Here is a 21,470-nt window from a genome sequence, read left to right on the forward strand (position 1 = left end):
TCTGGGGCGTCCTGATCAACAGGACGCCCTTTTTCTATCGACCGTCATAGGTCGAACAACAGTCCCCGTTCCGGCGACGACATAGGGAAATAACATCAAGCCAACCATTGCTTAAATCGCTTCGGGCGAGGACTTCATTGACGCCAAAGGCGGTAGCGATTTTATCCATGCGGACTCGGTTGCAAACGTTGTACTTGCCGGTGACGGAAACGACCGCATCAGCGCAGGCGGCGGCGATGGCATCGTCAGGCGAAGGCGGTCGCGATCTGCTGCTAGGTCGGTCAAGACGAGACCCGATCGACGGTGGTGATGGCAATGACATGATCAACGTCGGTGCGGACAACGACCTTTTGTATGGTTGCAATGATAACGACACTTTCGTCTTCACCGAAGGCAACCGGCGGGATGTCATCTATGACTTCGACCGACGCGACAATGATCAGATCGACCTCAGCGACTACAGGTTCGACAGCTTTGCAGATGTCGCGCATGACATCAGCGGCAATCGGCTCGTCACCCGCATCGATCGGGGCAACGACAAACTGGCCCTAGTCGGAACCGGCCCGCACCGGATTGGCAAGGATGATTTCATCCTCTGACTCACATCGCTGGGCAGGTTTCGGCCTGCCCAGCAATCTCTTGCGCAGATCAGTGTTTTGGACTGGCAGTCCGGCGGAAAATCATGATTGTCTGAACCCATGAACATTGATCGTCGCCTTTTCACCCTGTCCCTCGCCAGTCTTGGTCTCAGCGCGTGCAGCAGTGGCGCGCAGACTGTCGGTCGGGCAGCGCTATCCGCTGATCTACAACCACAACCCAACCCGGCCTATGACGCCTGGGTTGCGAATTTTCGCAATCGTGTCAGCGGAATCTCTCCGGCGACGCTGAACGCGGCGTTTGCGAATGCAGGCTACCTGCCCGGGGTTATCACGCGCGACCGCAATCAGATCCAGACACGGCGAACCCTCGAAGACTACCTTTCTATCGCTGTGTCCGATGATCGGGTTGCCAAGGGGCGTTCGGCCTATGCGCGCTACGCAAATATCCTGTCAGCGGTCCAATCACGGTATGGCGTTGACGCGCGGATTGTCTGCGCGATCTGGGGCGTAGAAAGCCAATATGGCGAGAAAAAAGGCGACATTCCCGTGATCTCCGCCACCTCAACGCTGGCCTTCGACGGACGGCGTGGCGCATTCTATGAAGACCAGCTCCGCGCGGCCCTGCGCATTCTTGAAAATGGCGATACGTCTGCGGACCAGATGAAGGGCAGCTGGGCCGGAGCGATGGGACATACGCAATTCATCCCGACTTCGTATCAATCTTTTGCAGTCGATTTTACCGGCGACGGACGACGCGACATCTGGAGCGATGATCCAAGTGACAGCCTCGCTTCGACAGCAGCCTATCTTTCGCGCAACGGCTGGCAGAACGGTCTCGCTTGGGGATCCGAGGAAGGCACTGGCGGTCCAGCCGGGCGCATCGTCCAGCCGCAGGCAGGGGGCGCACGATTTGTGGTGACACGCAATTTCAACGTCATCAAAACCTATAACAACTCCGATTTCTACGCGATCGGTGTCGGGCATCTGGCAGACAGGATTGGCGGGGCCGGCCCGTTACGAGGCAGCTTCCCGCCTGATGAAAACGGACTGACCAAAGCTGACCGACAGGCACTGCAACGCGGTCTCGCGCGGCGCGGCTATGATGTCGGGTCAATCGACGGTGTGATTGGCGGCGGAACAGAACGGGCAATTCGCGCTTTCCAAACCCAACAGGGCCTGCCGATTACAGGTGTGCCATCGCGGGCATTGCTGGCAGCACTACAATAAGAAAAGGGGCCCGGTCCGGGCCCCTTCCTTATTGTTAGTGGACGACAGCATCATCCGGCCTTGGCCGCTCTGACGTGGACAAACGATCCCCCACGATCAGACCATCCGCACCGGCACTGACAGGTACCGTGGCCCCATCAAGTACTTCGCCGGCAAGGATCATCTCGGCCAGTTGGTCCTGCAAAGCACGCTGGATAACACGCTTCAGCGGTCTGGCACCAAAGACTGGATCATAGCCCTCATCAGCCAGCCAGGCTTTCGCGCTGTCATCAAGTTCAAGCGTGATGTTGCGGCCCGCCAAACGTTTGGCCAGACGACGCAGCTGTATTTCCACGATTCCCGCCATGTCTTCACGGGCGAGCCGGTCAAATATGACAGTCTCGTCCAGACGGTTCAGGAATTCAGGCCGGAAATGGGCGCGCACGGCATCCATGACATCCCGTTTCGCGTCCGATGCATCAGCCCCGTCAGGCAGCTGGCTCAATGCTTGCGCCCCCAGGTTCGAGGTCAGGATGATAAGCGTCTGCTTGAAGTCCACGGTGCGACCCTGACCGTCGGTCAGCACACCATCATCAAGAACCTGCAGCAGCACGTTGAACACATCCGGATGAGCCTTCTCAACCTCGTCGAACAGGACAACCTGATAAGGGCGACGCCGAACAGCTTCGGTCAGAACGCCACCTTCATCATACCCAACATACCCCGGAGGTGCACCGATCAATCGGGCAACCGCGTGTTTCTCCATGAACTCCGACATATCGACGCGAACCATCGCGTTGTCATCGTCAAAGAGGTACTCGGCGACAGCTTTGGTTAACTCTGTCTTACCAACACCGGTTGGTCCAAGAAACAGGAACGATCCCAAAGGGCGGTTCTCGTCGTTTAGGCCGGCACGTGCACGGCGAACTGCATTGGCCACGGATTTGACGGCGGTTTTCTGGCCGATAACCCGCTTGCCCAGCTCTTCTTCCATGCGCAGCAACTTTTCGCGCTCTCCTTCCAGCATCTTGGATGTCGGAATACCGGTCCAACGCTCGACGACTTCGGCAATCTGCTCGGGACGAACGGCCTCTTCGACCATCAGGTCTTCGTTGCCTTCTGTCTCGGCCAGCTTGCGTTCCAACTCGGGAATGACGCCATACGACAGCTCACCCGCCTTGGCGAGATTGCCTTCACGCTTTGCGATTTCCAGCTCGGCCCGGGCACGGTCCAACTGTTCCTTCAGATCACGCGATCCTTCCAGCTTGTCGCGCTCCGCCTGCCATTTGGCAGCCATCTCGGTCGCGCGTTCCTGCAGATTGGCAAGCTCTTCTTCAAGCTTCGTCAACCGGTCCTTGGACGCAGCATCGTCTTCCTTTTTCAAGGCTTCCTGTTCGATCTGCAGCTGCATGATCTGGCGATCCAAAGCGTCCAGCGCTTCTGGCTTTGAATCGACTTCCATGCGCAGACGCGAAGCCGCCTCGTCCATCAGGTCGATAGCCTTGTCGGGCAGGAAACGGTCCGTGATATAACGATGTGACAAGGTCGCAGCAGCCACAAGCGCGGCATCCGAAATGCGCACACCGTGATGAAGCTCGTACTTTTCCTTGATCCCGCGCAGGATCGAAATCGTATCGACGACGGTCGGCTCGTCCACAACCAGAGGCTGGAAACGACGGGCCAAGGCAGCGTCTTTTTCAACATACTTGCGATATTCATCCAGCGTGGTCGCACCGACGCAGTGCAATTCACCGCGAGCCAACGCAGGCTTGATCAAGTTGGCAGCATCCATTGCGCCATCCGTCTTACCGGCACCGACAAGCTGGTGCATTTCGTCGATGAACAGGATGATCTCACCAGCAGCGGCTTCGATTTCCTTCAGGATGGCCTTCAAGCGCTCCTCGAACTCGCCCCGATATTTCGCACCGGCGATCAGGGCACCCATATCAAGCGCCATCAGCTTCTTGTTCTTCAGGCTCTCGGGCACGTCACCATTGACAATGCGCAAGGCTAGACCTTCAGCAATCGCAGTCTTACCAACGCCCGGCTCACCAATCAGAACGGGGTTGTTTTTTGTGCGACGCGACAAAACCTGCATCGCGCGGCGGATTTCCTCGTCGCGGCCGATAATCGGATCAATCTTGCCCTGCTCTGCCGCTTCGGTCAGGTCACGCGCGTATTTCTTCAAAGCATCATAGCCATCCTCGGCAGACGCACTGTCGGCAGTGCGGCCTTTGCGAATGTCATTGATGGCAGCGTTCAATCCTTGTGCCGTGACTTTCCCGGCATCAAGGGCGTCTTTTGCTTTCGATTTCACGATTGCCAGCGCCGTCAAAATGCGTTCGACCGGCACGAAACTGTCACCTGCTTTACCGGCCAGCTTCTCTGCCTCGGCAATGACCTTACCGGTCAGATTGTCGAGATAGACTTGACCTGCATCACCGGTTACCTGCGGAATCTTCGCAACGGCAGCATCAACCGCGGTGCGGACCGCAACAGGATCGCCAGCCGCTTTTGTGATCAAATTGGCCGCCATCCCTTCGGGATCGTCCATGATCGCTTTCAGCAAATGTTCAGGGGTCAGGCGTTGATGATTTTCGCGCATTGCGATGGTCTGGGCTGCCTGAAAAAAGCCGCGCGACCGCTCAGTGAACTTCTCAAGGTTCATGACGTTCTCTCCTTACAAAGCACCCGCATGATGGATAGCGCCCGCTTGGCGGCACGCCCCTGATCGGGCCTCACATCTCATATGGGAAGAGAACACGCGCCGGACAAGACCGGCGCGCTAGGGTTTTTATTCAGTGGTGAACGGGTCTCCATCGCGGCCTTCAGGACCCGATACTGTGGGATAAAAAGACCCCATGTCGCCCTCAGTAGTGCCACGCTGCTTTGCACCTTCATCTGGGTCGACGACTGGCTGCGGATCGACGCCAGCAGGGGTTTCGGTTTCCGCGCTGGTGTTCGTGTCCGATCCAGCGGGGATAGCGGTTGTGAACTCGTCAGTATCCGCCGGTGTGGCATTTCGGCCGCTGACAGGCTCGACAATGTCCGCGTTTTGCGGAATGTCGGCAGGCACTGTCGCCTCGATACTTGTTTGGGTTGGGGACTCAGCCACACCAACCTGTGATCCGCTCGGGCCTTCGGTCATGGCGATACCGATCGCAATCAGGATTGCGACACCGGCACCCATACCCACCACAAGTGTCAGTGGATTGCGTCCGCTTTCTTGTTCATGAGGCAAATCTGCCATTGGTCATACCTTTCTGCTTCAGTTACTCGAAAAACCAACAACACCCAAAGTTGTTCCCGATCCAGCATTCACAGCGTGTGAATGGGGGAAATTTTTACGAAACCTCCCAGATGTCTCGGACAGAAAGAATGGCCATATCAGGTGTATGGAAACGAAAGACCAGTTTCAGGAACAGGACGCGCCAGAACGGCCCCTGTTCCCGCTTAGCCCGCAGGCGGTGCGCGAACTGCGCACCATGCCGCCACCGGTCCCCACCGACGCGGCACCCGGCGCGCAAACAGTTTACGAGTGAATCGTCTTCATCTTCGCGCACCAATGCGTGTCGTTCATCGCAGCCTGGCGCTGCGCAAACTCGCGCGGCCTGTCCCAGAACAGGTCGCGTTTTTTGCGCGTTGACGACCTCATGCGCGCGGCGCACCATCAATGCATGAAAGCTGCCATCCCCTGCCTGATCCTGCTGACTGCTTGCTCACCCCAGCCACCTGCAGACCCCGATGCACATGGCACTATTGTCGTGCAAATAACCGGCGCTGACGGCGCGGCTTTTGGACAGATCGGTCAGGTGGTGCTTGGTCCGGATGGCAATATGACCTGCACAATGACCTACCCGCCTGTCACTTTTGCATCCGAACCGGCGCTGACCACGCAAAGAGAATTCAGCGCACCGCGACTTTATTCCATTCTGGCCAATTACATCCGCGCAAACGACAGTCCCGGGCCTGCGACTTCGTTCGAGGACATTATCAAGCTTAACGATCCCGCCGACCCTGTCGCGATATTGCCGATTTCAGGTATTTTCGGACTGACCGACGCACGTGCGGGTGATGTTGTGGCACTCATCAACAACGCAACGAACGGCGAATGCCTGATTTACGGCTAGGATTTTCGCGGCCGCACGGATAGGAACACGCGACCCCGATGCAAAGGATATCCCATGCTTGCCGATGACCGCCTGATCGTTGCTCTTGACGTGCCAAATGTGCTCGATGGTTTGGCGCTGGCCGAACAGCTTGGGGACAGCGTCAGTTTCTACAAGATCGGTCTTGGCATGTTGACGGGCGGCGGGCTTGCACTTGCAAACGAGCTGAAACAGGACCACGGAAAGCGGATCTTCTTGGATATGAAGTTTTTCGACATCGCCAATACAGTCGAAGCGGCAGTGCGCGGGATTGCCCAATTCGATCTTGATTTTCTGACCGTTCACGGCGATCCGCACGTGGTGAAGGCCGCGAAAGAGGGTGCGGCGGGCACAAACCTCAAGATCCTGGCGGTCACGATCCTGACGTCACTGGACCGTGATGATCTTGATGACGGCTGTATCAAGGCCGGAAATGTTACAGATTTGGTGCAGGAACGGGCAGGAAAAGCGTTTCAAGCCGGTGCCGACGGTGTGATCGCAAGCCCGCAGGAAGCAGCACTGATCCGCGCAATGCCAGAATCCGCACATCGCCTGATCGTCACACCGGGCGTGCGTCCGGCAGGGGCTGCGCTGGGCGATCAGAAACGGGTAATGACCCCGGCAGACGCCTTAAATAATGGCTCAGACTACCTTGTGGTCGGACGTCCGGTCTATCAAGCGGCGGACCCACGTGGCGTTGTTGAAAGCATGCTCGCCACATTTCCAACAGCGGCGTAACGCTTTGTAACAAAGCAGCTTCCTGCCGATTCACGTAACATCACACCGTTGCGAGGCCGCTTGTCCGGCGGGCCGATCACGCACACCTTTGTCTTATGGAAACCGTCACACGGAGACAGACAATGCGTATTAACAACCTGCGTTACAACGGTCGGACTCACGCTTTCGAGGCCTCCGTCGACATCACACGCGACGGACGGACATTCCGCTATCCTTGCGAGGTATACGGCCCGGCAAGCATGGACCCGGCGCTCATCAGTGCAGGCCTGCGTGATCGCGCAATCCGGATGTCCGACACGCACCGGCGGTAGCACGATCCGAAGATTTTTCTGGTCAAGCCGCGCAACGCTTCCTGTCCCTCAGCGTTGCTCTTCAAACCTGACTTGACCCAACTGGCCCGATGCCTCCCCCGCACCGGGCCACTTTCTGTGCGGGTACGATCTCTGCATTTGGTCATCAGGTTACGGGACAGACCTACGGACTTCACTGAATCGCCATCTGTGAACGCAAACGCAGCGTTGAATTTCAGCGCCACCAAAGGGCGCGCGTTACTGATCTCTAGAAATCATCGAACTCTGGCACATCGCCTAGCCTCACAAGGAAACGAGGCGATCCGACTTCGCCGGTGGCCGGGTCTTCGATGACCATATAGGCATCCGCACCGGCGCATTCCTCTGATTCCGCTTCACGCTCGGCCCTGTTTTCTGCCGCCGACGCAGTGGTGTACTGGAACTGCTTGGCAATTTTTAGGTTTGCCTGTCCGTCACGGCCCGGTTTCTGCGCGACATAGGTCTGGCAGATGTAGTGAATTTTTTCTGCGTCTTGGTCCGAATGCGTCATGAAGGCGTCCTGTCAGGGTAAGTGGACTTGCGGACGTCCGGTCAAACTGCGAACCGAAATATTGTCCAATATGTTCCTGGTCACTCAGAACAGAAACGGATGGTCTTACGACCGCTTTTTGGCGGGTTTTGTCGGGCTAGCTTCAGCCGGGGTGTTCGCTTCTCTTTCCAGCCGCGCATTGCGAAGACGCTCGACCTTTGCATGGCGCAGCTCGGCCTCGTCGTCGACAATCTTGCGCACCACGCGCGTTGTTTTGTCCATCGGCGTTTCCGCTTTGGGAGCTTGCGCCTTGAACGCAGTTGTCTTTGTCAATTTTGCCATCTGTCATTCTCCTGAGTAGATTCTTGCAGGCATCCACACCATTTGCGGTTCAATGCATTGCATGTTTGGCATCTGGAATTTGGGTGTCGTGGGCGGGTTGATTGTGAAGAAACGTTGTAGAAACGTCGGGGGCAGCCATCGCGCGCATCAACGCACTATAGTTTATGTCAAACCGCACTTCCGATCCGACCGAATGCACGGACTTCTCGGCGCTCATGACAAGATGATCGCTTGTTGCACCAACAAGTCTGTATCCCGTCGGCATCGTAAGACCGCGAACATCAGTGTCCTGATGCCCAATAGCAAGGATTAAACGACAGTTGTGATCAACGCGCGGCACAGGCCGTAGCATCGCGATAGGTTGATCGGTATCGATTTGTATGACCGGCTTCGTGTCCGTCTCGATAACGTCTGCGACGATGGAAAAGGTATCCTGAAACAATCCGCTGATCCGATCCCCGGTGACGGGATCAACACCACACAGGATGGCCTCACCAAGCCGTAGATCATTGACGCGTCCAGTCTGGTTGTCTTCAAATGCCCAGCGCAAGTTCGCGGAATTTCCGCCGGACACCGTCTGAAGGACGAAACCAATCCGTTTCTCGGTGTCATACGCAAGGGCAGACAGGTCATTCATATTCGCGACAGTCGGGGCAACCCCATTGAGGCAGGCAAAATTCGCCCCGATACCTGTCAACGTGACGCCTGGCATTTTGACAACATTCGCAGCAATCGCGCCAAGGTCGTCTGGCAGGATCCCTTCGCGCAGATCGCCCATCTCGACCATCAGAATAACACCATGATTCCTGTCTTGCTGGATGGCCGCCGCAGCAAGGGCGCGGATAACGATGGTCTCTGTGTTGTAGCTTTGCTCACACAATTGCACGACTTCAGACGCCTGACGCATCATTGGCGTCCGGATCAAAGTGATAGCGCTCTTCACCCCGGCGTTGCGTAGCGTCCGCACATTGCTCAGACGCGCTTCGGCAAGGCCGACGGCACCACCGTTAAGCATGGCCTGCGCAATGGCCGGCTGCCCGCAAACAGCTTTGGTAACTCCGCTCACAGCGATGCCACGTGTTTTCAGTCGGTCCACGAGCGTTTGCGTATTGTGGCGTATCTTGTACAGATTCACCTCTATGCGCGGGCTGTTCATATCGCAGCCACAGGCCTTGTTTCTTGCAGGCCGGGATAGGCGGCCATCATCATGTCAAGAAGATGCTCAGCCGGGCGGCTAAGGGCATCGGTCACAGGCAGTCCAAGCGCATCCGACTGGACCGCGATTGCATTGGTAATCTCTGTATCGGACATCTGTTCGTGGTTAAGCGTGACCCCAATGACCTTTGTATCCGCGAAGGCCTCGATCAAGGCGATCTCGCTCGCAAGAGTCGGCATCGGCATGTCTGGAAAGTCACAGCGATGTTCCCGTTTCGGAGCATGCTGAAGAATTACCGCATCGGGTTGGCTACCACGCAAGATGAATGCTGACGTACAGAATGCCGGATGACTAAGTGCACCCTGACCTTCAATCAAAATGACGTCAGGCTGCTCCGCGTCGGCGGCTTCAAGAATCGCGCCTTCCAGTTCGCCACAGCAGAATTGGGGCGGAACGGCATCCATCGCAACGCCATACTTTGCACCTTGCATCAGACCAGTCTGGCCTGTGCCAACAAGAACAGTTTTGATTCCCTTCGCATTCAGGATTTGCGCCAATACCGTCGCGGTTGTCCGCTTGCCAATAGCGCAGTCCGTGCCGAGAACTGCAATGCGCAATGCATTGACCCCGGCCACGCTCCCATCAAAAAGGCGCATGTCCTTACTGGCCTTTGGCTTGCGCATGTCGCGAATGGTGACACCATTGGCCAATGCCGCCTGAGAAAACGCGGGGTCATCACTCAGATATTCATGCAATCCGCTGACGACATTCATGCCGAGGGCAATAGCGTCCAAAACCACTTGACGATCTGAAGGGGACAGCTTGCCAGATGACGGTGCCATCCCATAGATCAGGGTATCCGGGATCATCGGTTCATGGATTACGGCGGATTCAAGATCCGCAAAAACCGGAATATCATTATACTGTTCATCAAGAACCAGACCGCTGTCTTTGCCTTCATGTAAGCTGTCGATGACAGACAGGATGCGAAACGCTTTTGAATGCCGGATCAGCCCGTTGGCCGTCTTTCCATCCACCCGTGCGAAATTGCCTTCACAATAGACGATCGCGGTGGGGACATCCGTCAACCGGGAAACGTCGGCAGCATTGCGGCGTGTATTCGCAATGAGAGGCGGCGCTGCTGACTGACCCAGATTCGGGCGGGTCACATCAGCGGGTTTGATATCGATTTCCATGCGTATTCCTTTCGGGGTGTCGGCGCGAAAGCTGATGCTTTCACGCTCATATCGGCCGAAGCCGTCGCAATTGCGTTCATGCTAGTTATTGAGGACACAAAGGCCTTGGGATTCGCGGAAGTTCCTATCGCACTGCCAGCGGTTTCCGGATCGATCCAGATGGGCGTTCTCTGGCACGTCAATGCGCGCGCAAGTCTGACCCGCTTCAAGATATCCGCGTTCACACTTCCAGCCACTGCCGTATTTGGAGGCGTCGAAATAGGCATTTTCAGGGATCAGGATTGCCTCGCACTGACCGTCCCGCGCAACAAATCCACGGTCACACAACCACGGTTCACCATAGCCAGCCGCATTCAGATACGCGTTGGCAGGCACCAGGATTGCGACACAAGTGCCATCAACCGCTTCAAAACCGCGGTCGCAGACCCAGGCAGAACCATAGGTCGTATCTGTCAGATACCCGTTTTCAGGCACAACGATTTCCAGACAGGTATCGCCTTGCTTCAGATAACCGCGACCACATTGCCAGCGCTCGCCAGAGGCTTCCAGAAAACCGCCCTCGGGAACGACGACGGCAATGCAGGTCGCCGCATTGCTCTTGCGAAAACCATGCAGACATTCCCAGCCCGACCCATAGGTCCGGTTGGTCTCGTAGGCGTTTTCCGGAACAAGAACCGGGGTGCAGGCATCGTCGCTAAGCCTATAACCAAGATCGCATTTCCAGCCGTCGCTATAGCTGTTCGATGTCGCATTTTCAGGAAGCGCTTGTGATGCGGACTGCCCAAAGGCGGACGTAGCCAGCAAGAGCAATGCGCAAATAGGAACGAAAAACAGCGTGGCGATGAATCTCGCTTTCGAATTTTCATGTCGCCCGCAAATTGCATTGCAGGGCAAATGCTTAACCGCTGACCTATGATCCATTCAATTCAAGCCCCGCGATACAAGCGTCCGCAAGGGCGCGGTTTGGGGTATCCATGCCAGGAAAAGTCATTATTTGGTTCCTCTGACGGGGAAAGCGCCGCCTCGCTATACGCGGTCTGCCTTACGCATAACCGGTCATGTCGGGGCCTGTCACAAACCCAAGAGAGTGCGCAGGCTGTCCACTATTCTCGCAGATGTTGGATCAGTTCGTCCGTTGGAACGGGCGAACGCACCGCACGTGCGGTGTGGTCGTGCGCGAGATTGTCGGCAACTTTCCCAAACGTCAGATCCTTGCTGCGGGATATGACAGTTGAATTGTGTTGATAGCAGATTGCAGTTCGCTTTTGCAGGCGATGGGCCTGAATAGCAGAAAAGCACAATCTTTGTACTTCCTACATAAGCTCTTGGTGATAAATTTGCAATGAGTGCGAAGCGCGCCCAATTCGCGACGCGCTCATTACTTCAAGCCAAGGAAAGGGGCGCGAAACCGCTACCGGCATCAACAACGGTGCGACTTTCCTCTTCGGGAAACGCGCGGGACTTACCAAACCTGCCCCGACGCCAAACACGCATGATCTTTCCACGCTGACGGACTACAAAGCCTTTGGCGATCTAAAGCGACGCCTGGAATAACCCAGAGGCCTCATCATCATGTCGGTCTGACATCATTCCAAGGGCTCTATTTCCAACGCGATCGCCGCAAACCAGTCGGCAAGCCTCCGGATATCGTCGTCGGCCAGATCCGCTGAGACGGAAGACATGATCTCGTGCACGCGTTTGCCCTCACGATAGGCTTTCAACTGCGTTGCGATGTAAATGTTCGTCTCGCCCGCAAGGTTAGGAACGCCGTCCACAAGCGCAATCCCGTCGGTGCCATGGCATCCGATACAGGCTTCCGGGGCATCCGCAGGATCGGCAGATAATGTCGCGATAGCCTCGTGTTGGCTGTACCATGCAGCGACATCTGCAATGTCCTGATCGGCCATGCCGCGCGTTACAACTGTCATCATCTCATGTTCGCGCGTCCCATCGCGAAACGCCCGCAGCTGCCCCACAAGATATGTCTCAGACTCTCCGCCGATGTGGGGTGCGATAGGAATTTGCGCATACCCGTCAAGACCATGACAGGTCCGGCACTGCCCTGCGACCTTGCGGCCCGCGTCCGGATCACCCGGTGGCAAATCCTGCGCAAAAGCTGCCCCGGCGAACGCAAGTCCGCCGAGACAAAAGAGGTATCGCCCGATCATTCGCCGTAGCTGATCCGGTAAAGCGCACCAGCGAGATCGTCAGACACAATGATCGACCCGTCCCGCAATTGCGCGACGTCCATGGGGCGGCCAAGGTACTCTCCGTTTGCATCCAGCCAGCCTTCGGCGAAGGGCTCCATCGTTGCATTTCCCTCCTCGTCGATGAAGGTCACCATGACGCGTGCGCCGACAGGTTCAGTGCGGTTCCATGATCCGTGTTGGGCCGAAAAGATGGCGTTCTTGTACTTGGCTGGGAACATGTCGCCGGTGTAAAAACTCATCCCCAGATCGGCAGCATGGGCGACAGTTTCAACAACCGGCATCACGACATCGACGGGTACTTCCATCTTGTCATAGCCGTGATCGCTGACACGGATGTCACCGCCGCCGTACCAAGGTGCCCCAAAGTGCTGGCCCATAGCCGTTTGGCGGTTCAACTCTCCCGGCGGAATGTCGTCACCCATCCCGTCAACCTGGTTGTCAGTCCACCAAAGCTCACCCGTTACAGGATGAAAATCGTGCCCGACCGAGTTGCGCACACCGTAGGTATAGACCTCGCGCCCTGTCCCATCCCGGTTCAAACGGATGATCCCGCCAATGCCATATTCGGCATACATGTCCAGCTTTTCGGGTGGGGCCACGTTGAACGGCTGACCAAGCGAAATATAGACCTTGTCGTCCGGCCCGACCCGGCAAACGCGGGCAGAGTGGTTAAAACTTTCTTCTTCCGGCGGAATTAAATCCCCCTGCGCGATCAGATTGAACGCGGCCACATCGGGACTTTCATAGAAAAACTCTGCGGCCGGAAACAGTAAAACACGGTTCTGTTCGGCGATATACAGGAACCCGTCCTTGGAAAAACACGGCCCATTCGGGATCGAAAAGGTCAGCGAAGGTGCAAAGTCCTTTACCTCATCTGCGATGCGATCCTTATTGCGATCCGTGACCGACCAAACCTTGTCCTTGCGGGTCCCCACAAATGTCACGATGCCTTGCGGACCGACGGCGATGCTGCGGGCATCGGGGACGACGGCATATAGCTCGATCTTGAAGCCATCCGGCAAGGAGATCTGTTCGAGCGTGGCCTTGATCCCGTCAGCGTATTCGCCGGTTTGCTCGATAAAGGTGAACTCCGTCACCCCTGTGGATTGAAAGTTCGATAATTTTTCAAGGTTGTCTGGCACATCTGCGGTCTGCGCAAATGTACTGCTGGACACCAATGTTGCAACTGCAACGGAACTGAGAAATTTTTGCATTAATCATCCTCCCAATTGAAATGCCGCACCCCAAGACAGGGATGCGGCGGTCGCTCTTAGATATTTCCGCGCGACAGTTCGCCCGCAATGAAATCCGCCTGACGGATAGCCAGCGCGACGATCGTCAAGGTCGGGTTTTCGGCAGCGCCCGTCGTGAATTGCGATCCGTCAGAGATAAACAAGTTCGCAATATCGTGGGTCTGCCCATGTGCGTTGACCACGCCATCGCGTGCATTGGCAGACATCCGGTTGGTGCCGAGGTTATGCGTAGAGGGATAAGGCGGCGTCGGGAATACCCGCGTCGCGCCGACCGCTTCGTAAACCGCGATACCTTGTTGGTATGCATGGTTACGCATTGCAACATCATTGGGGTGGTCACTGAAGTGAACGTTCGCAACCGGCAGCCCATGCTGGTCGGTCACATCATGATTTAGCGTCACACGGTTGGTTTCCTGTGGCATGTCTTCCCCCACGATCCACATGCCGGCCATGTTTTCATAGGAATCCAAGGCAGAGGTAAACTCCCGTCCCCATGCACCGGGATCAAGGAAAGCCGCCATGAACGGCAGGCCCAAAGCGAGCGTTTCCAACTCGTACCCACCAACGAAACCGCGACTTGGATCGTGACGGGCCTCGTCCTGAATGATCCCGGCCATCGTTGTGCCACGCCACATCTTCACTGGCTGTTCGAAGGTGGCATAGACCGACCCGGTCATGTGGCGCATGTAGTTACGCCCCACCTGGCCGGATGAGTTGGCGAGCCCGTCAGGGAACATTGAGGAGGCTGAATTGAGCAACATGCGCGGGCTTTCAAAGGAATTCCCAGCCACGCAGACCACCTTGGCCTTTTGCATCTGCAGGTTTCCGTCCGCATCGAAGTATTCGACGCCTGTGACCTTGCCCGCTTCGTTATGCTGGATACGGGCCACATGTGACAGCTCTCTCACTTCCAGATTGCCAGTTGCCTCGCCTTCAGGAATGTCGGTGTAGGCAGCAGACCATTTCGCGCCCCATTTGCAACCCTGAAAGCAGAACCCGGTCTGCTGGCACATTTGCCGATCACGGTTGTTGTCCGAATTGATCGCCATGCGACCGGTATGAACTTCGGTGTAACCCAGCGCCTTGGCCCCGGCTTCGAACACCTTGTAATTGTTGTTCCCCGGAAGTCCCGGACGATCGCCGGTGCGTGTCACGCCCAACTTATCTTCGGCCTTGGTATAATAGTCATCCATCTCGCGCGGATCGATGGGCCAGTCGAGCAGGTTCGCGCCCTGCACGTCACCATAGGTCGTGGCAGCCTTCCACTCGTGGTCCTGAAAGCGCAACGAAGCACCGGCCCAGTGGGTCGTGGTGCCGCCCACAGCCTTGACGATCCAGGCAGGCAAACCACTGAAATCCTTGGCCACGCGCCAATCGCCGGATGTGGTGCGCGCATCGGTCCAGGCCAACTGGCCAAAACTTTCCCATTCGTCGTTGACGTAATCCTGCGGCAGATACCGGCCGCCTGCTTCCAAAGCGACAACGCTGACGCCTTTCTGGGCTAGTTCGTTGGCTAGGACGCCACCGCCTGCGCCAGTGCCGATGATGACGACGACAGAGTCATCGTTCAGATCAAAAGGTGCTGTCATGATACGATCCCCCTCTACAGCCAGTTGATGTCGTCAAAGCCGCGGTCGATGTAACCACCAAGCTCGAAAGACGCGCCTTCATAGCCAAAGATCGGCCAGACGGCTTTTTGGTTATAAAGACCGGTGACAAGACCGCCGCGGATTTGCTGAAAGAACGCGCTGTCTTCCATGCCACGCAGGATATCAACGCGGTCACGCTCCCAACCGACGGCAAGATAATTGTCAAAGCCTTTGCCTTGGGCGGCACCGTTCAGTGCGGCAATCCCGGCCTCAATTCCGTCGGCGGCGTCTTCGCTGTCATAGCCTTTCACGGCGGCGACGTAGAATTCATCGCCAACCTTGTCGTGCGGATAAATATCGCGGGCCATTTGAACGAGGGTTGCGAATGTTTCGGGCGTCAGCGCGGTTGTTTCCACGGCCCAGGCCGCGTTCGGCGCAGCTAGAAAACCAGCCCCAACCACGAATGATGCCCCAGCCGCTGTCGCGCGCGACAGCAATTGGCGGCGGGTCAGCCCCTTGGGGCCAAGTGTCGTTACCATGATCTTTCCTCCCTTGATCATTACTGAAAGCGCCCCGACCGTTCGAGCACTTCGATCTGATAGCCGTCCGGGTCGGCCACAAAGAAAAAGCGGCCCACCAGTTCTCCGGCAGGTGCAAATTCCACAAGTTTGCGTGGGGCGAGGCCCTCGGTCTCGAACCGGGCATGCTCGGCATCAAGATCATCGACGGACACAGCCAGATGGCCGTAGCCATCACCAAGGTCATAAGGTTCTGTGCGATCCTTGTTGACGGTCAGTTCAAGTTCAAACCAACTGTCCGCATTGCTGAGATAGATCAGCGTGAAATCAGGGAAATCAAGCCGGTCTGCGACGGTCAGGCCAAACGCCTTTTCGTAGAACGCGACAGAGCGTGCCTCGTCCAGAACGCGGATCATGGAATGTATCGTCTTGGCCACTGCCACCTCACTTGTTGGTTACAAGTCGAGGTTAAGGAGCGGTGGTTTCTCGCGGGTAGTATGACGTTACTACCCTGCTTTTTTCAGATTATGCGAGGCTTGGAAGACTATTCAGCGGCAATAACCAATGGCTTTTGGGCCGGGGAGATTTCCATGAATTTCAAACACGCACACCGCAGCAAAGATGTAAAATTCACCGGTTCCCCGCGTTGCTCCAGCACCTCGGAATGGAGCTTCGAGATAAACATCGGCGTGGTCATGTCATCGTTTTTCGCAATATTATCAATTACTTGCCAAAATGCATTTTCCAGCCGGATACTGGTACTTTGACCGTTCAGGCGCAAGCGCCGCGTGTGGCTTTCATAACGGTTCGGATCTTGTCCGGCAAAAACTCGGCACATCTTGTTTCCTCCCAGAAATGGACCGTCACCCGCGATACCCGCAGACCCAGCAATGAGTCGTCAGCCCAAATTTCGTATACCAAATACGAATTTGAGTCTATTCAGTGAAACCAAAGGTGATAGACTTGCACAAACAGCAGAACGGCAGGACCGATCAATGGACGCGGTAAAACCGAAAAAGACATTGGTCGAAGAAACCTACGACATTCTGACAGATGCGATCTGCACGGGCGAATTTGCCCCGGGTGAAAGGCTGAATCAGGACGAAATCGCCGCAAAGCTGAACGTGTCACGCCAGCCAGTGAACAGCGCCATCTCCATCCTCAAAGCCAACGGTCTGGTCGAGGATACAGGGCGCCGATCGGTCGTTGTCACGCGCTTTGATCGTGATCTGTTTCGCGCGATCTATGACTACCGCACTGTGATCGAACCCTTCGCTGTCAAACTTGCCGGTCAGCATCTGACCAGCGCTGATCGAAAGCTCGCTGACAAGGTCCTGCGCGCCGGAGAAAAAGCGCTCACCAGCAACAAGCTCGGCCAGCTTGTGCGCGCCGATATGATGTTTCACGAAATGATCTATGCCTGGAGCCGCAATCAGGTCATCGAAACATCCATGCGTAATAATTGGCACCACATCAGGCGCTCCATGGCAGAAGTGCTACGCGACCCAAGCGCGATCGTCCCGGTGTGGCAGCAACACCGAGAGATCGTCGAAGCGCTCTTCGACAACCGCCCCGACGAGGCGGCCAGGATCATGCAAAGCCATATCGGGAGTTCGTATGAATCAATCATCAGCGCGATGGAAAACCCGCACTGACGGTTATGCGGCTCTGTCGCTGATCTGAACTGCGGCCATCGCAGCAATGGTGCAAGGCAGGACCCCGTTTGTTGTCCCGAAACGCCAATCAATTTGATCGCCGGTAGCAGTTCAAACAAGGCTTCACTCACAGCTATGCGCGCTAATCAGTTCAAAGGATCAACGGCCCGTCAAGGCTCAAGCGACGCGAAATGGCAGGCAGCGCGTGCGTTGCCATGTTGCTTCATCTCAGGGCGTTCGTGCTTGCAGATGTCTTGTGCAATCGGGCAGCGCGGATGAAAGGCGCAGCCTGTGGGCGGGTTGATCGGATCTGGAATCTCGCCTTCGGGCGGCGCTACCTCGCGCCCGAACCCGTCCATGCGCGGTGCCGCCTCCAGCAACATCTGGGTGTACGGATGCTTGGGCGCTTCAAATAGGTCGCGCGGGCTGGCTTCTTCGACCAAACGGCCCAGATAAAGTACGCCGATACGGTCCGCCATATGACGTACGACCGTCAGATCGTGGCTGATGAAAACATACGTCAGCCCGAAATCATCCTTGAGATCGCTCATCAGGTTCAGAACTTGCGCCTGAACTGACACATCAAGGGCTGATGTCGGTTCGTCACAGACGATCAGCCGCGGTTCAGAAGCAAGCGCGCGCGCGATACAAATACGCTGCCGCTGCCCGCCGGAAAACTCGTGTGGAAACTTGCCCGCATCCAATGCAGACAAGCCGACCTGTTCCAGCAGCCTCGCTGCCAGCCCATCCGTGTTTCCGCCGCGCGCGGCGACAGGCTCCACGATAATATCGCGAACCCGCCAGCGCGGATTGAGCGAAGCATACGGATCCTGAAAAATCATCTGAATGTCAGAGCGGATAAGATCGACTTTCGCCGCGTCGGTTTCATTGGCCAGATCGACCCCGTCGATTTCCACGTTACCTGCCGTCGGCCTTAACAACCCCACCAGCATCCGACCAATTGTCGACTTCCCCGACCCGCTTTCCCCGACCAGCGCATAGGTACTGCGCTCGGCGATGTCGAAATCGACATCTGAAACTGCGGTCAGATACGCCTTTGCGCGCCGTTCGATCACGCGGTTCAGCCAAGGCTTGGACACATCAAAAACGCGGGTGAGGTTGCGAACACGGACAAGCGCCATCAGGACACAGCCTCCTGCACGAGCGGAAACCAACAAGCAGCGGCGTCGTCTTCCACGCGCGGGCGGGGTTCCACGCGGCAGCGATCCGCCGCATAGGGGCAACGGGGATGAAATGCACATCCATCCGGAACGGCATCAAGACGTGGCATCGCGCCGGGAATCTGATGCAGCCGATCCTTTCCCGCCGATGCCAGCGGTGTCGAGGCCATCAATCCGTGGGTGTAAGGGTGCCGTGGATGGGTCAGCACGCTTTCGACCGGTCCGATTTCCGCCAGACGCCCCGCATACATCACGCCCACGCGGTCCGTGGCTTCGGCGATCACACCCATGTCATGGGTAATCAGCATCACGGCTGTCCCACGCTCCCGGCACAAGCGCCGCAGCAGCGCGATGATCTGCGCCTGCACTGACACATCCAGAGCGGTCGTCGGCTCGTCGGCGATAATCAGCGACGGTTCGGCACAAAGCGCCAGTGCAATCACAACCCTTTGACGCATACCGCCTGAAAACTCGTGCGGGTAACTGTCAACCCGTTCTGCGGCACCCGGAATCCCGACTTCGTCAAGTGCGGCGATGGCGCGCTTTTCTGCTTCGGACTGGCTGATATCAATATGGGTGCGCATGGTTTCAACCAGCTGGTCCCCGATCCGCAGCAACGGGTTGAGCGAAGTCAGCGGATCCTGAAAGACCATACCGATATGCTTGCCGCGCAACCGCCGCATGGCCTCTCCGGTCAATTGGTCGATCCTCTCGCCATTCAGCCAGATCTCACCAGAAGCGATATGCGCCGGAGGGCTGAGAAGGCCGATCACCGCGTTTCCGGCCATGGATTTGCCAGCACCACTTTCGCCAACAATGCCCAAAATCTCACCCGGCGCGATGTCATAGCTGACCCCATCCACAGGCTTCACGATCCCGTGGCGCGTGGGGATTTCGACAGACAGATTGCGGATGGACAGAACCGGCCCGGCCATCAGCGCAACCTCGGATTAAGTGCATCGCGCAGCCAGTCACCAAGCAGGTTCACTGACAAGGCCAGCGCCAGCAACGTGACCGCGGGAAAGAACAGGATCCACCACTCGCCCGAGAACAAGAACCCCTGCCCGATGCGGATCAAAGTTCCAAGGCTCGGCTGCGTGGGCGGTGCGCCGACACCGAGGAAGGAAAGCGTAGCCTCTGCGATAATCGCCAAGGCAAGCGAGATCGTCGCGATCACCAGCACAGGCGACAGCACATTTGGCAGAATATGCCACAACATGATCGCACCGGGCTTGCGCCCGATCAGCCGCGCGGCCTGCACGTATTCCTTGTTCTTCTCGACCAGCGTTGCACCACGCACCACGCGGGCGAACTGAACCCAATCGGACAAACCGATAGCAAGGATCAACACCCAGATCGCCATCTGGTCACGATATTCAACAGGGGTCACGCCTTTGGCGATGCCAAAGATGAGCATGGCCACAAGGATCGACGGAAAGGTAAGCTGCACATCGGCGATGCGCATAATAACGGTTTCGGTCCAGCCACCGACATAGCCGGAAAGCAAGCCCAGCGTGATACCAAGAACCATTGCAAACCCGACCGCTGCGACACCCACGAACAGCGAAATGCGCATGCCATAAAGGATCGTTGAAAAGACATCGCGACCCTGATCATCTGTACCAAGCAGAAATGTCTCTCCGGTGAACGCGTTCGGCGCAGAAGGCGGCGTGAAGCCGTTCATCAGGTTCAGGCTTGCAGGGTCAAAGGGGTTCGTCGGTGCGATCAAGGGCGCAAAAAGCGCCGAAAAGACAAGGATCATCACAACGACGGCTGAAACAATTGCAACCGGAGAGCGGCGGAAAGAATAGAAAACATCGCTTTCCAGCGCCAATGCCAGTCTCGACTTTACGCGCGGTGTGGTGTCAGGGCTCGACATCAATGGCCTCCCGCCCGATCCGCCCGCAAGCGCGGGTCGATGAAAAAGTAGAGCAGATCGACAATCAAGTTGATCGCGACGAACAGAACGGAAATCAGCATCAGGTACGCCGCCATGACCGGAATATCGACAAACTGGATTGCATTGATGAACAGCAACCCAACACCCGGCCACTGGAACACGGTTTCGGTAATGATGGCAAAAGCAATGATCGCGCCCAGTTGCAATCCGATCACCGTGATAACCGGCACCATCGTGTTTTTCAAAGCATGGCGGAAATTGACCACACGGCTGCGCAAGCCGCGCGCACGGGCGAAGCGAATGTAGTCCTGTCGCAAGACCTCCAGCATCTCGGATCGGACCAGCCGCATGATCAACGTCATCTGATAAAGTCCCAACGTGATCGAGGGCAGGATCAGCGCCTTCAGCCCGCTTTCGGTCAGAAATCCTGTCTTCCAACCACCAATGTCCACGGTTTCGCCCCGTCCGAAGCTGGGCAACCAGCCAAGTTCAACCGAAAAGACATAAATCAGCAGAATGCCGATCAGAAATGTCGGCAATGACACCCCGACCAGTGACGCCGACATGATGAAATTGGCCAACCAGCCATCACGCCGGATCGCGGTAAACACGCCCAGGGCGATACCGAATACGATGGCTAGAACACCGGACACTGCGGCAAGCTCCAAGGTCGCGGGCGCGCGCTCCAGCAGGATATCTGCAACCGGGCGGCCCTGCCTGTAACTCACACCGAAATTACCTTCCAGCGCGCCCTGCAGAAACTTGAAGTATTGCACCGGAAACGGCTGATCGAGACCAAGCTGCACGCGCAACCGCTCGATATCCTCTGCCGTGCGCTCCTGCCCCAGCATGTTGTCGATCGGATCACCCACGAAGGTGAACATCGAAAAGGCGACAAGGCCCACGATCAGCAGAACAAGGATCGACTGTCCGACGCGTCGGATAATATAAGCAAGCATA

The 21,470-nt window shown here is 56.8% G+C and carries 24 protein-coding genes; 7 read left to right on the forward strand and 17 right to left on the reverse strand.

The window, feature by feature from the left end:
• The first annotated feature begins 236 nt into the window (after positions 1-236).
• A complete protein-coding gene (locus BMY44_RS13240; RefSeq protein ID WP_165611846.1) occupies positions 237-599 on the forward strand; it encodes a calcium-binding protein in 363 nt (120 codons plus the stop codon).
• A 99-nt stretch (positions 600-698) separates the two neighbouring features.
• Positions 699-1,826: a lytic murein transglycosylase gene (locus tag BMY44_RS13245; RefSeq protein ID WP_089995699.1), complete on the forward strand. Its 1,128-nt coding sequence runs from the start codon at positions 699-701 to the stop codon at positions 1,824-1,826.
• Positions 1,827-1,860: 34 nt separating this feature from the next.
• Here the strand turns inward: BMY44_RS13245 and clpB are convergent, their stop codons facing one another.
• Both clpB and BMY44_RS13255 read right to left on the reverse strand, forming a co-directional pair.
• Complete coding sequence (gene clpB / locus BMY44_RS13250; RefSeq protein WP_089995701.1) at positions 1,861-4,473, reverse strand: ATP-dependent chaperone ClpB; 2,613 nt, start codon at positions 4,471-4,473, stop codon at positions 1,861-1,863.
• 126 nt (positions 4,474-4,599) lie between these two features.
• A complete protein-coding gene (locus BMY44_RS13255; RefSeq protein WP_089995704.1) occupies positions 4,600-5,055 on the reverse strand; it encodes a hypothetical protein in 456 nt (151 codons plus the stop codon).
• Positions 5,056-5,200: 145 nt separating this feature from the next.
• Here BMY44_RS13255 and BMY44_RS18235 point away from each other — a divergent pair, with 145 nt between their 5' ends.
• The 4 genes from BMY44_RS18235 to BMY44_RS13270 all read left to right on the forward strand — a co-directional run bounded on the left by BMY44_RS18235 (position 5,201) and on the right by BMY44_RS13270 (position 7,002).
• On the forward strand, positions 5,201-5,347 hold the full coding sequence (locus BMY44_RS18235) for a hypothetical protein (protein WP_165611847.1): 147 nt from the start codon (positions 5,201-5,203) through the stop codon (positions 5,345-5,347).
• 135 nt (positions 5,348-5,482) lie between these two features.
• Complete coding sequence (locus tag BMY44_RS13260; protein ID WP_131801611.1) at positions 5,483-5,935, forward strand: hypothetical protein; 453 nt, start codon at positions 5,483-5,485, stop codon at positions 5,933-5,935.
• A 54-nt stretch (positions 5,936-5,989) separates the two neighbouring features.
• A complete protein-coding gene (gene pyrF / locus BMY44_RS13265) occupies positions 5,990-6,691 on the forward strand; it encodes an orotidine-5'-phosphate decarboxylase (protein ID WP_089995709.1) in 702 nt (233 codons plus the stop codon).
• A 122-nt stretch (positions 6,692-6,813) separates the two neighbouring features.
• On the forward strand, positions 6,814-7,002 hold the full coding sequence (locus tag BMY44_RS13270; protein WP_089995712.1) for a hypothetical protein: 189 nt from the start codon (positions 6,814-6,816) through the stop codon (positions 7,000-7,002).
• 247 nt (positions 7,003-7,249) lie between these two features.
• On the opposite strand, the gene BMY44_RS13275 is transcribed toward BMY44_RS13270, so the two are convergent.
• The 11 genes from BMY44_RS13275 to BMY44_RS13325 form a co-directional block, all read right to left on the reverse strand.
• Positions 7,250-7,531, reverse strand: coding sequence for a hypothetical protein (locus BMY44_RS13275; RefSeq protein WP_089995715.1), 282 nt, complete (start codon positions 7,529-7,531; stop codon positions 7,250-7,252).
• 105 nt (positions 7,532-7,636) lie between these two features.
• On the reverse strand, positions 7,637-7,852 hold the full coding sequence (locus tag BMY44_RS13280; protein WP_089995718.1) for a hypothetical protein: 216 nt from the start codon (positions 7,850-7,852) through the stop codon (positions 7,637-7,639).
• 49 nt (positions 7,853-7,901) lie between these two features.
• A complete protein-coding gene (locus tag BMY44_RS13285; protein ID WP_089995721.1) occupies positions 7,902-9,008 on the reverse strand; it encodes an alanine/ornithine racemase family PLP-dependent enzyme in 1,107 nt (368 codons plus the stop codon).
• Positions 9,005-10,204 carry an N-acetyltransferase DgcN family protein gene (locus BMY44_RS13290; RefSeq protein WP_089995724.1) on the reverse strand — a complete coding sequence of 400 codons (1,200 nt, stop codon included), beginning with the start codon at positions 10,202-10,204 and terminating at the stop codon, positions 9,005-9,007. Before BMY44_RS13290 ends, BMY44_RS13285 begins: the two co-directional genes overlap by 4 nt.
• A gap of 81 nt (positions 10,205-10,285) precedes the next feature.
• On the reverse strand, positions 10,286-11,008 hold the full coding sequence (locus BMY44_RS13295) for a hypothetical protein (protein WP_242650567.1): 723 nt from the start codon (positions 11,006-11,008) through the stop codon (positions 10,286-10,288).
• 782 nt (positions 11,009-11,790) lie between these two features.
• A complete protein-coding gene (locus BMY44_RS13300; RefSeq protein WP_089995727.1) occupies positions 11,791-12,372 on the reverse strand; it encodes a c-type cytochrome in 582 nt (193 codons plus the stop codon).
• The gene (locus BMY44_RS13305; RefSeq protein ID WP_089995730.1) at positions 12,369-13,628 is read right to left on the reverse strand and encodes a PQQ-dependent sugar dehydrogenase; all 1,260 of its coding nucleotides are present in this window, start codon (positions 13,626-13,628) and stop codon (positions 12,369-12,371) included. Before BMY44_RS13305 ends, BMY44_RS13300 begins: the two co-directional genes overlap by 4 nt.
• 56 nt (positions 13,629-13,684) lie before the next feature.
• Positions 13,685-15,256, reverse strand: a complete 1,572-nt coding sequence (locus BMY44_RS13310; RefSeq protein WP_089995733.1) for a GMC family oxidoreductase — start codon at positions 15,254-15,256, stop codon at positions 13,685-13,687.
• A 14-nt stretch (positions 15,257-15,270) separates the two neighbouring features.
• The gene (locus BMY44_RS13315) at positions 15,271-15,795 is read right to left on the reverse strand and encodes a twin-arginine translocation signal domain-containing protein (protein ID WP_089997166.1); all 525 of its coding nucleotides are present in this window, start codon (positions 15,793-15,795) and stop codon (positions 15,271-15,273) included.
• 20 nt (positions 15,796-15,815) lie between these two features.
• Positions 15,816-16,211, reverse strand: coding sequence for a VOC family protein (locus BMY44_RS13320; protein ID WP_089995737.1), 396 nt, complete (start codon positions 16,209-16,211; stop codon positions 15,816-15,818).
• 107 nt (positions 16,212-16,318) lie between these two features.
• Entirely contained in the window at positions 16,319-16,612 is a 294-nt protein-coding gene (locus BMY44_RS13325) for a ribbon-helix-helix domain-containing protein (RefSeq protein ID WP_089995740.1), read from the reverse strand.
• A 157-nt stretch (positions 16,613-16,769) separates the two neighbouring features.
• On the opposite strand from BMY44_RS13325, the gene BMY44_RS13330 reads away from it, so the two are divergent.
• On the forward strand, positions 16,770-17,429 hold the full coding sequence (locus BMY44_RS13330) for a GntR family transcriptional regulator (protein ID WP_165611849.1): 660 nt from the start codon (positions 16,770-16,772) through the stop codon (positions 17,427-17,429).
• Positions 17,430-17,599: 170 nt separating this feature from the next.
• Here the strand turns inward: BMY44_RS13330 and BMY44_RS13335 are convergent, their stop codons facing one another.
• From BMY44_RS13335 to BMY44_RS13350, 4 genes are read right to left on the reverse strand one after another with little or no spacing between them, the layout of a single operon-like run.
• A complete protein-coding gene (locus tag BMY44_RS13335; protein ID WP_089995746.1) occupies positions 17,600-18,571 on the reverse strand; it encodes an ABC transporter ATP-binding protein in 972 nt (323 codons plus the stop codon).
• A complete protein-coding gene (locus BMY44_RS13340) occupies positions 18,571-19,545 on the reverse strand; it encodes an ABC transporter ATP-binding protein (RefSeq protein WP_089995749.1) in 975 nt (324 codons plus the stop codon). The genes BMY44_RS13335 and BMY44_RS13340 overlap by 1 nt, the downstream gene beginning before the upstream one ends.
• Positions 19,545-20,489 carry an ABC transporter permease gene (locus BMY44_RS13345; RefSeq protein ID WP_089995752.1) on the reverse strand — a complete coding sequence of 315 codons (945 nt, stop codon included), beginning with the start codon at positions 20,487-20,489 and terminating at the stop codon, positions 19,545-19,547. The genes BMY44_RS13340 and BMY44_RS13345 overlap by 1 nt, the downstream gene beginning before the upstream one ends.
• Positions 20,489-21,469, reverse strand: coding sequence for an ABC transporter permease (locus tag BMY44_RS13350; protein WP_089995755.1), 981 nt, complete (start codon positions 21,467-21,469; stop codon positions 20,489-20,491). Before BMY44_RS13350 ends, BMY44_RS13345 begins: the two co-directional genes overlap by 1 nt.
• Position 21,470: the final 1 nt, after the last annotated feature.

The organism is Cognatiyoonia koreensis, assembly GCF_900109295.1.
In the GTDB taxonomy this organism is placed as follows: domain Bacteria; phylum Pseudomonadota; class Alphaproteobacteria; order Rhodobacterales; family Rhodobacteraceae; genus Cognatiyoonia; species Cognatiyoonia koreensis.

What these genes read in the sequence shown, in the direction of transcription:
- BMY44_RS18235 (WP_165611847.1), top strand. Translation starts at nt 5,201, where the DNA reads ATGGAAACGAAAGACCAGTTTCAGGAACAGGACGCGCCAGAACGGCCC.
- BMY44_RS13240 (WP_165611846.1), top strand. Translation starts at nt 237, where the DNA reads ATGGCATCGTCAGGCGAAGGCGGTCGCGATCTGCTGCTAGGTCGGTCA.
- pyrF (WP_089995709.1), top strand. Translation starts at nt 5,990, where the DNA reads ATGCTTGCCGATGACCGCCTGATCGTTGCTCTTGACGTGCCAAATGTG.
- BMY44_RS13335 (WP_089995746.1), bottom strand. Translation starts at nt 18,571, where the DNA reads ATGGCGCTTGTCCGTGTTCGCAACCTCACCCGCGTTTTTGATGTGTCC.
- clpB (WP_089995701.1), bottom strand. Translation starts at nt 4,473, where the DNA reads ATGAACCTTGAGAAGTTCACTGAGCGGTCGCGCGGCTTTTTTCAGGCA.
- BMY44_RS13340 (WP_089995749.1), bottom strand. Translation starts at nt 19,545, where the DNA reads ATGGCCGGGCCGGTTCTGTCCATCCGCAATCTGTCTGTCGAAATCCCC.
- BMY44_RS13325 (WP_089995740.1), bottom strand. Translation starts at nt 16,612, where the DNA reads ATGTGCCGAGTTTTTGCCGGACAAGATCCGAACCGTTATGAAAGCCAC.
- BMY44_RS13350 (WP_089995755.1), bottom strand. Translation starts at nt 21,469, where the DNA reads ATGCTTGCTTATATTATCCGACGCGTCGGACAGTCGATCCTTGTTCTG.
- BMY44_RS13290 (WP_089995724.1), bottom strand. Translation starts at nt 10,204, where the DNA reads ATGGAAATCGATATCAAACCCGCTGATGTGACCCGCCCGAATCTGGGT.
- BMY44_RS13300 (WP_089995727.1), bottom strand. Translation starts at nt 12,372, where the DNA reads ATGATCGGGCGATACCTCTTTTGTCTCGGCGGACTTGCGTTCGCCGGG.
- BMY44_RS13285 (WP_089995721.1), bottom strand. Translation starts at nt 9,008, where the DNA reads ATGAACAGCCCGCGCATAGAGGTGAATCTGTACAAGATACGCCACAAT.
- BMY44_RS13280 (WP_089995718.1), bottom strand. Translation starts at nt 7,852, where the DNA reads ATGGCAAAATTGACAAAGACAACTGCGTTCAAGGCGCAAGCTCCCAAA.
- BMY44_RS13245 (WP_089995699.1), top strand. Translation starts at nt 699, where the DNA reads ATGAACATTGATCGTCGCCTTTTCACCCTGTCCCTCGCCAGTCTTGGT.
- BMY44_RS13345 (WP_089995752.1), bottom strand. Translation starts at nt 20,489, where the DNA reads ATGTCGAGCCCTGACACCACACCGCGCGTAAAGTCGAGACTGGCATTG.
- BMY44_RS13315 (WP_089997166.1), bottom strand. Translation starts at nt 15,795, where the DNA reads ATGGTAACGACACTTGGCCCCAAGGGGCTGACCCGCCGCCAATTGCTG.
- BMY44_RS13260 (WP_131801611.1), top strand. Translation starts at nt 5,483, where the DNA reads ATGAAAGCTGCCATCCCCTGCCTGATCCTGCTGACTGCTTGCTCACCC.
- BMY44_RS13330 (WP_165611849.1), top strand. Translation starts at nt 16,770, where the DNA reads ATGGACGCGGTAAAACCGAAAAAGACATTGGTCGAAGAAACCTACGAC.
- BMY44_RS13310 (WP_089995733.1), bottom strand. Translation starts at nt 15,256, where the DNA reads ATGACAGCACCTTTTGATCTGAACGATGACTCTGTCGTCGTCATCATC.
- BMY44_RS13275 (WP_089995715.1), bottom strand. Translation starts at nt 7,531, where the DNA reads ATGACGCATTCGGACCAAGACGCAGAAAAAATTCACTACATCTGCCAG.
- BMY44_RS13255 (WP_089995704.1), bottom strand. Translation starts at nt 5,055, where the DNA reads ATGGCAGATTTGCCTCATGAACAAGAAAGCGGACGCAATCCACTGACA.
- BMY44_RS13305 (WP_089995730.1), bottom strand. Translation starts at nt 13,628, where the DNA reads ATGCAAAAATTTCTCAGTTCCGTTGCAGTTGCAACATTGGTGTCCAGC.
- BMY44_RS13270 (WP_089995712.1), top strand. Translation starts at nt 6,814, where the DNA reads ATGCGTATTAACAACCTGCGTTACAACGGTCGGACTCACGCTTTCGAG.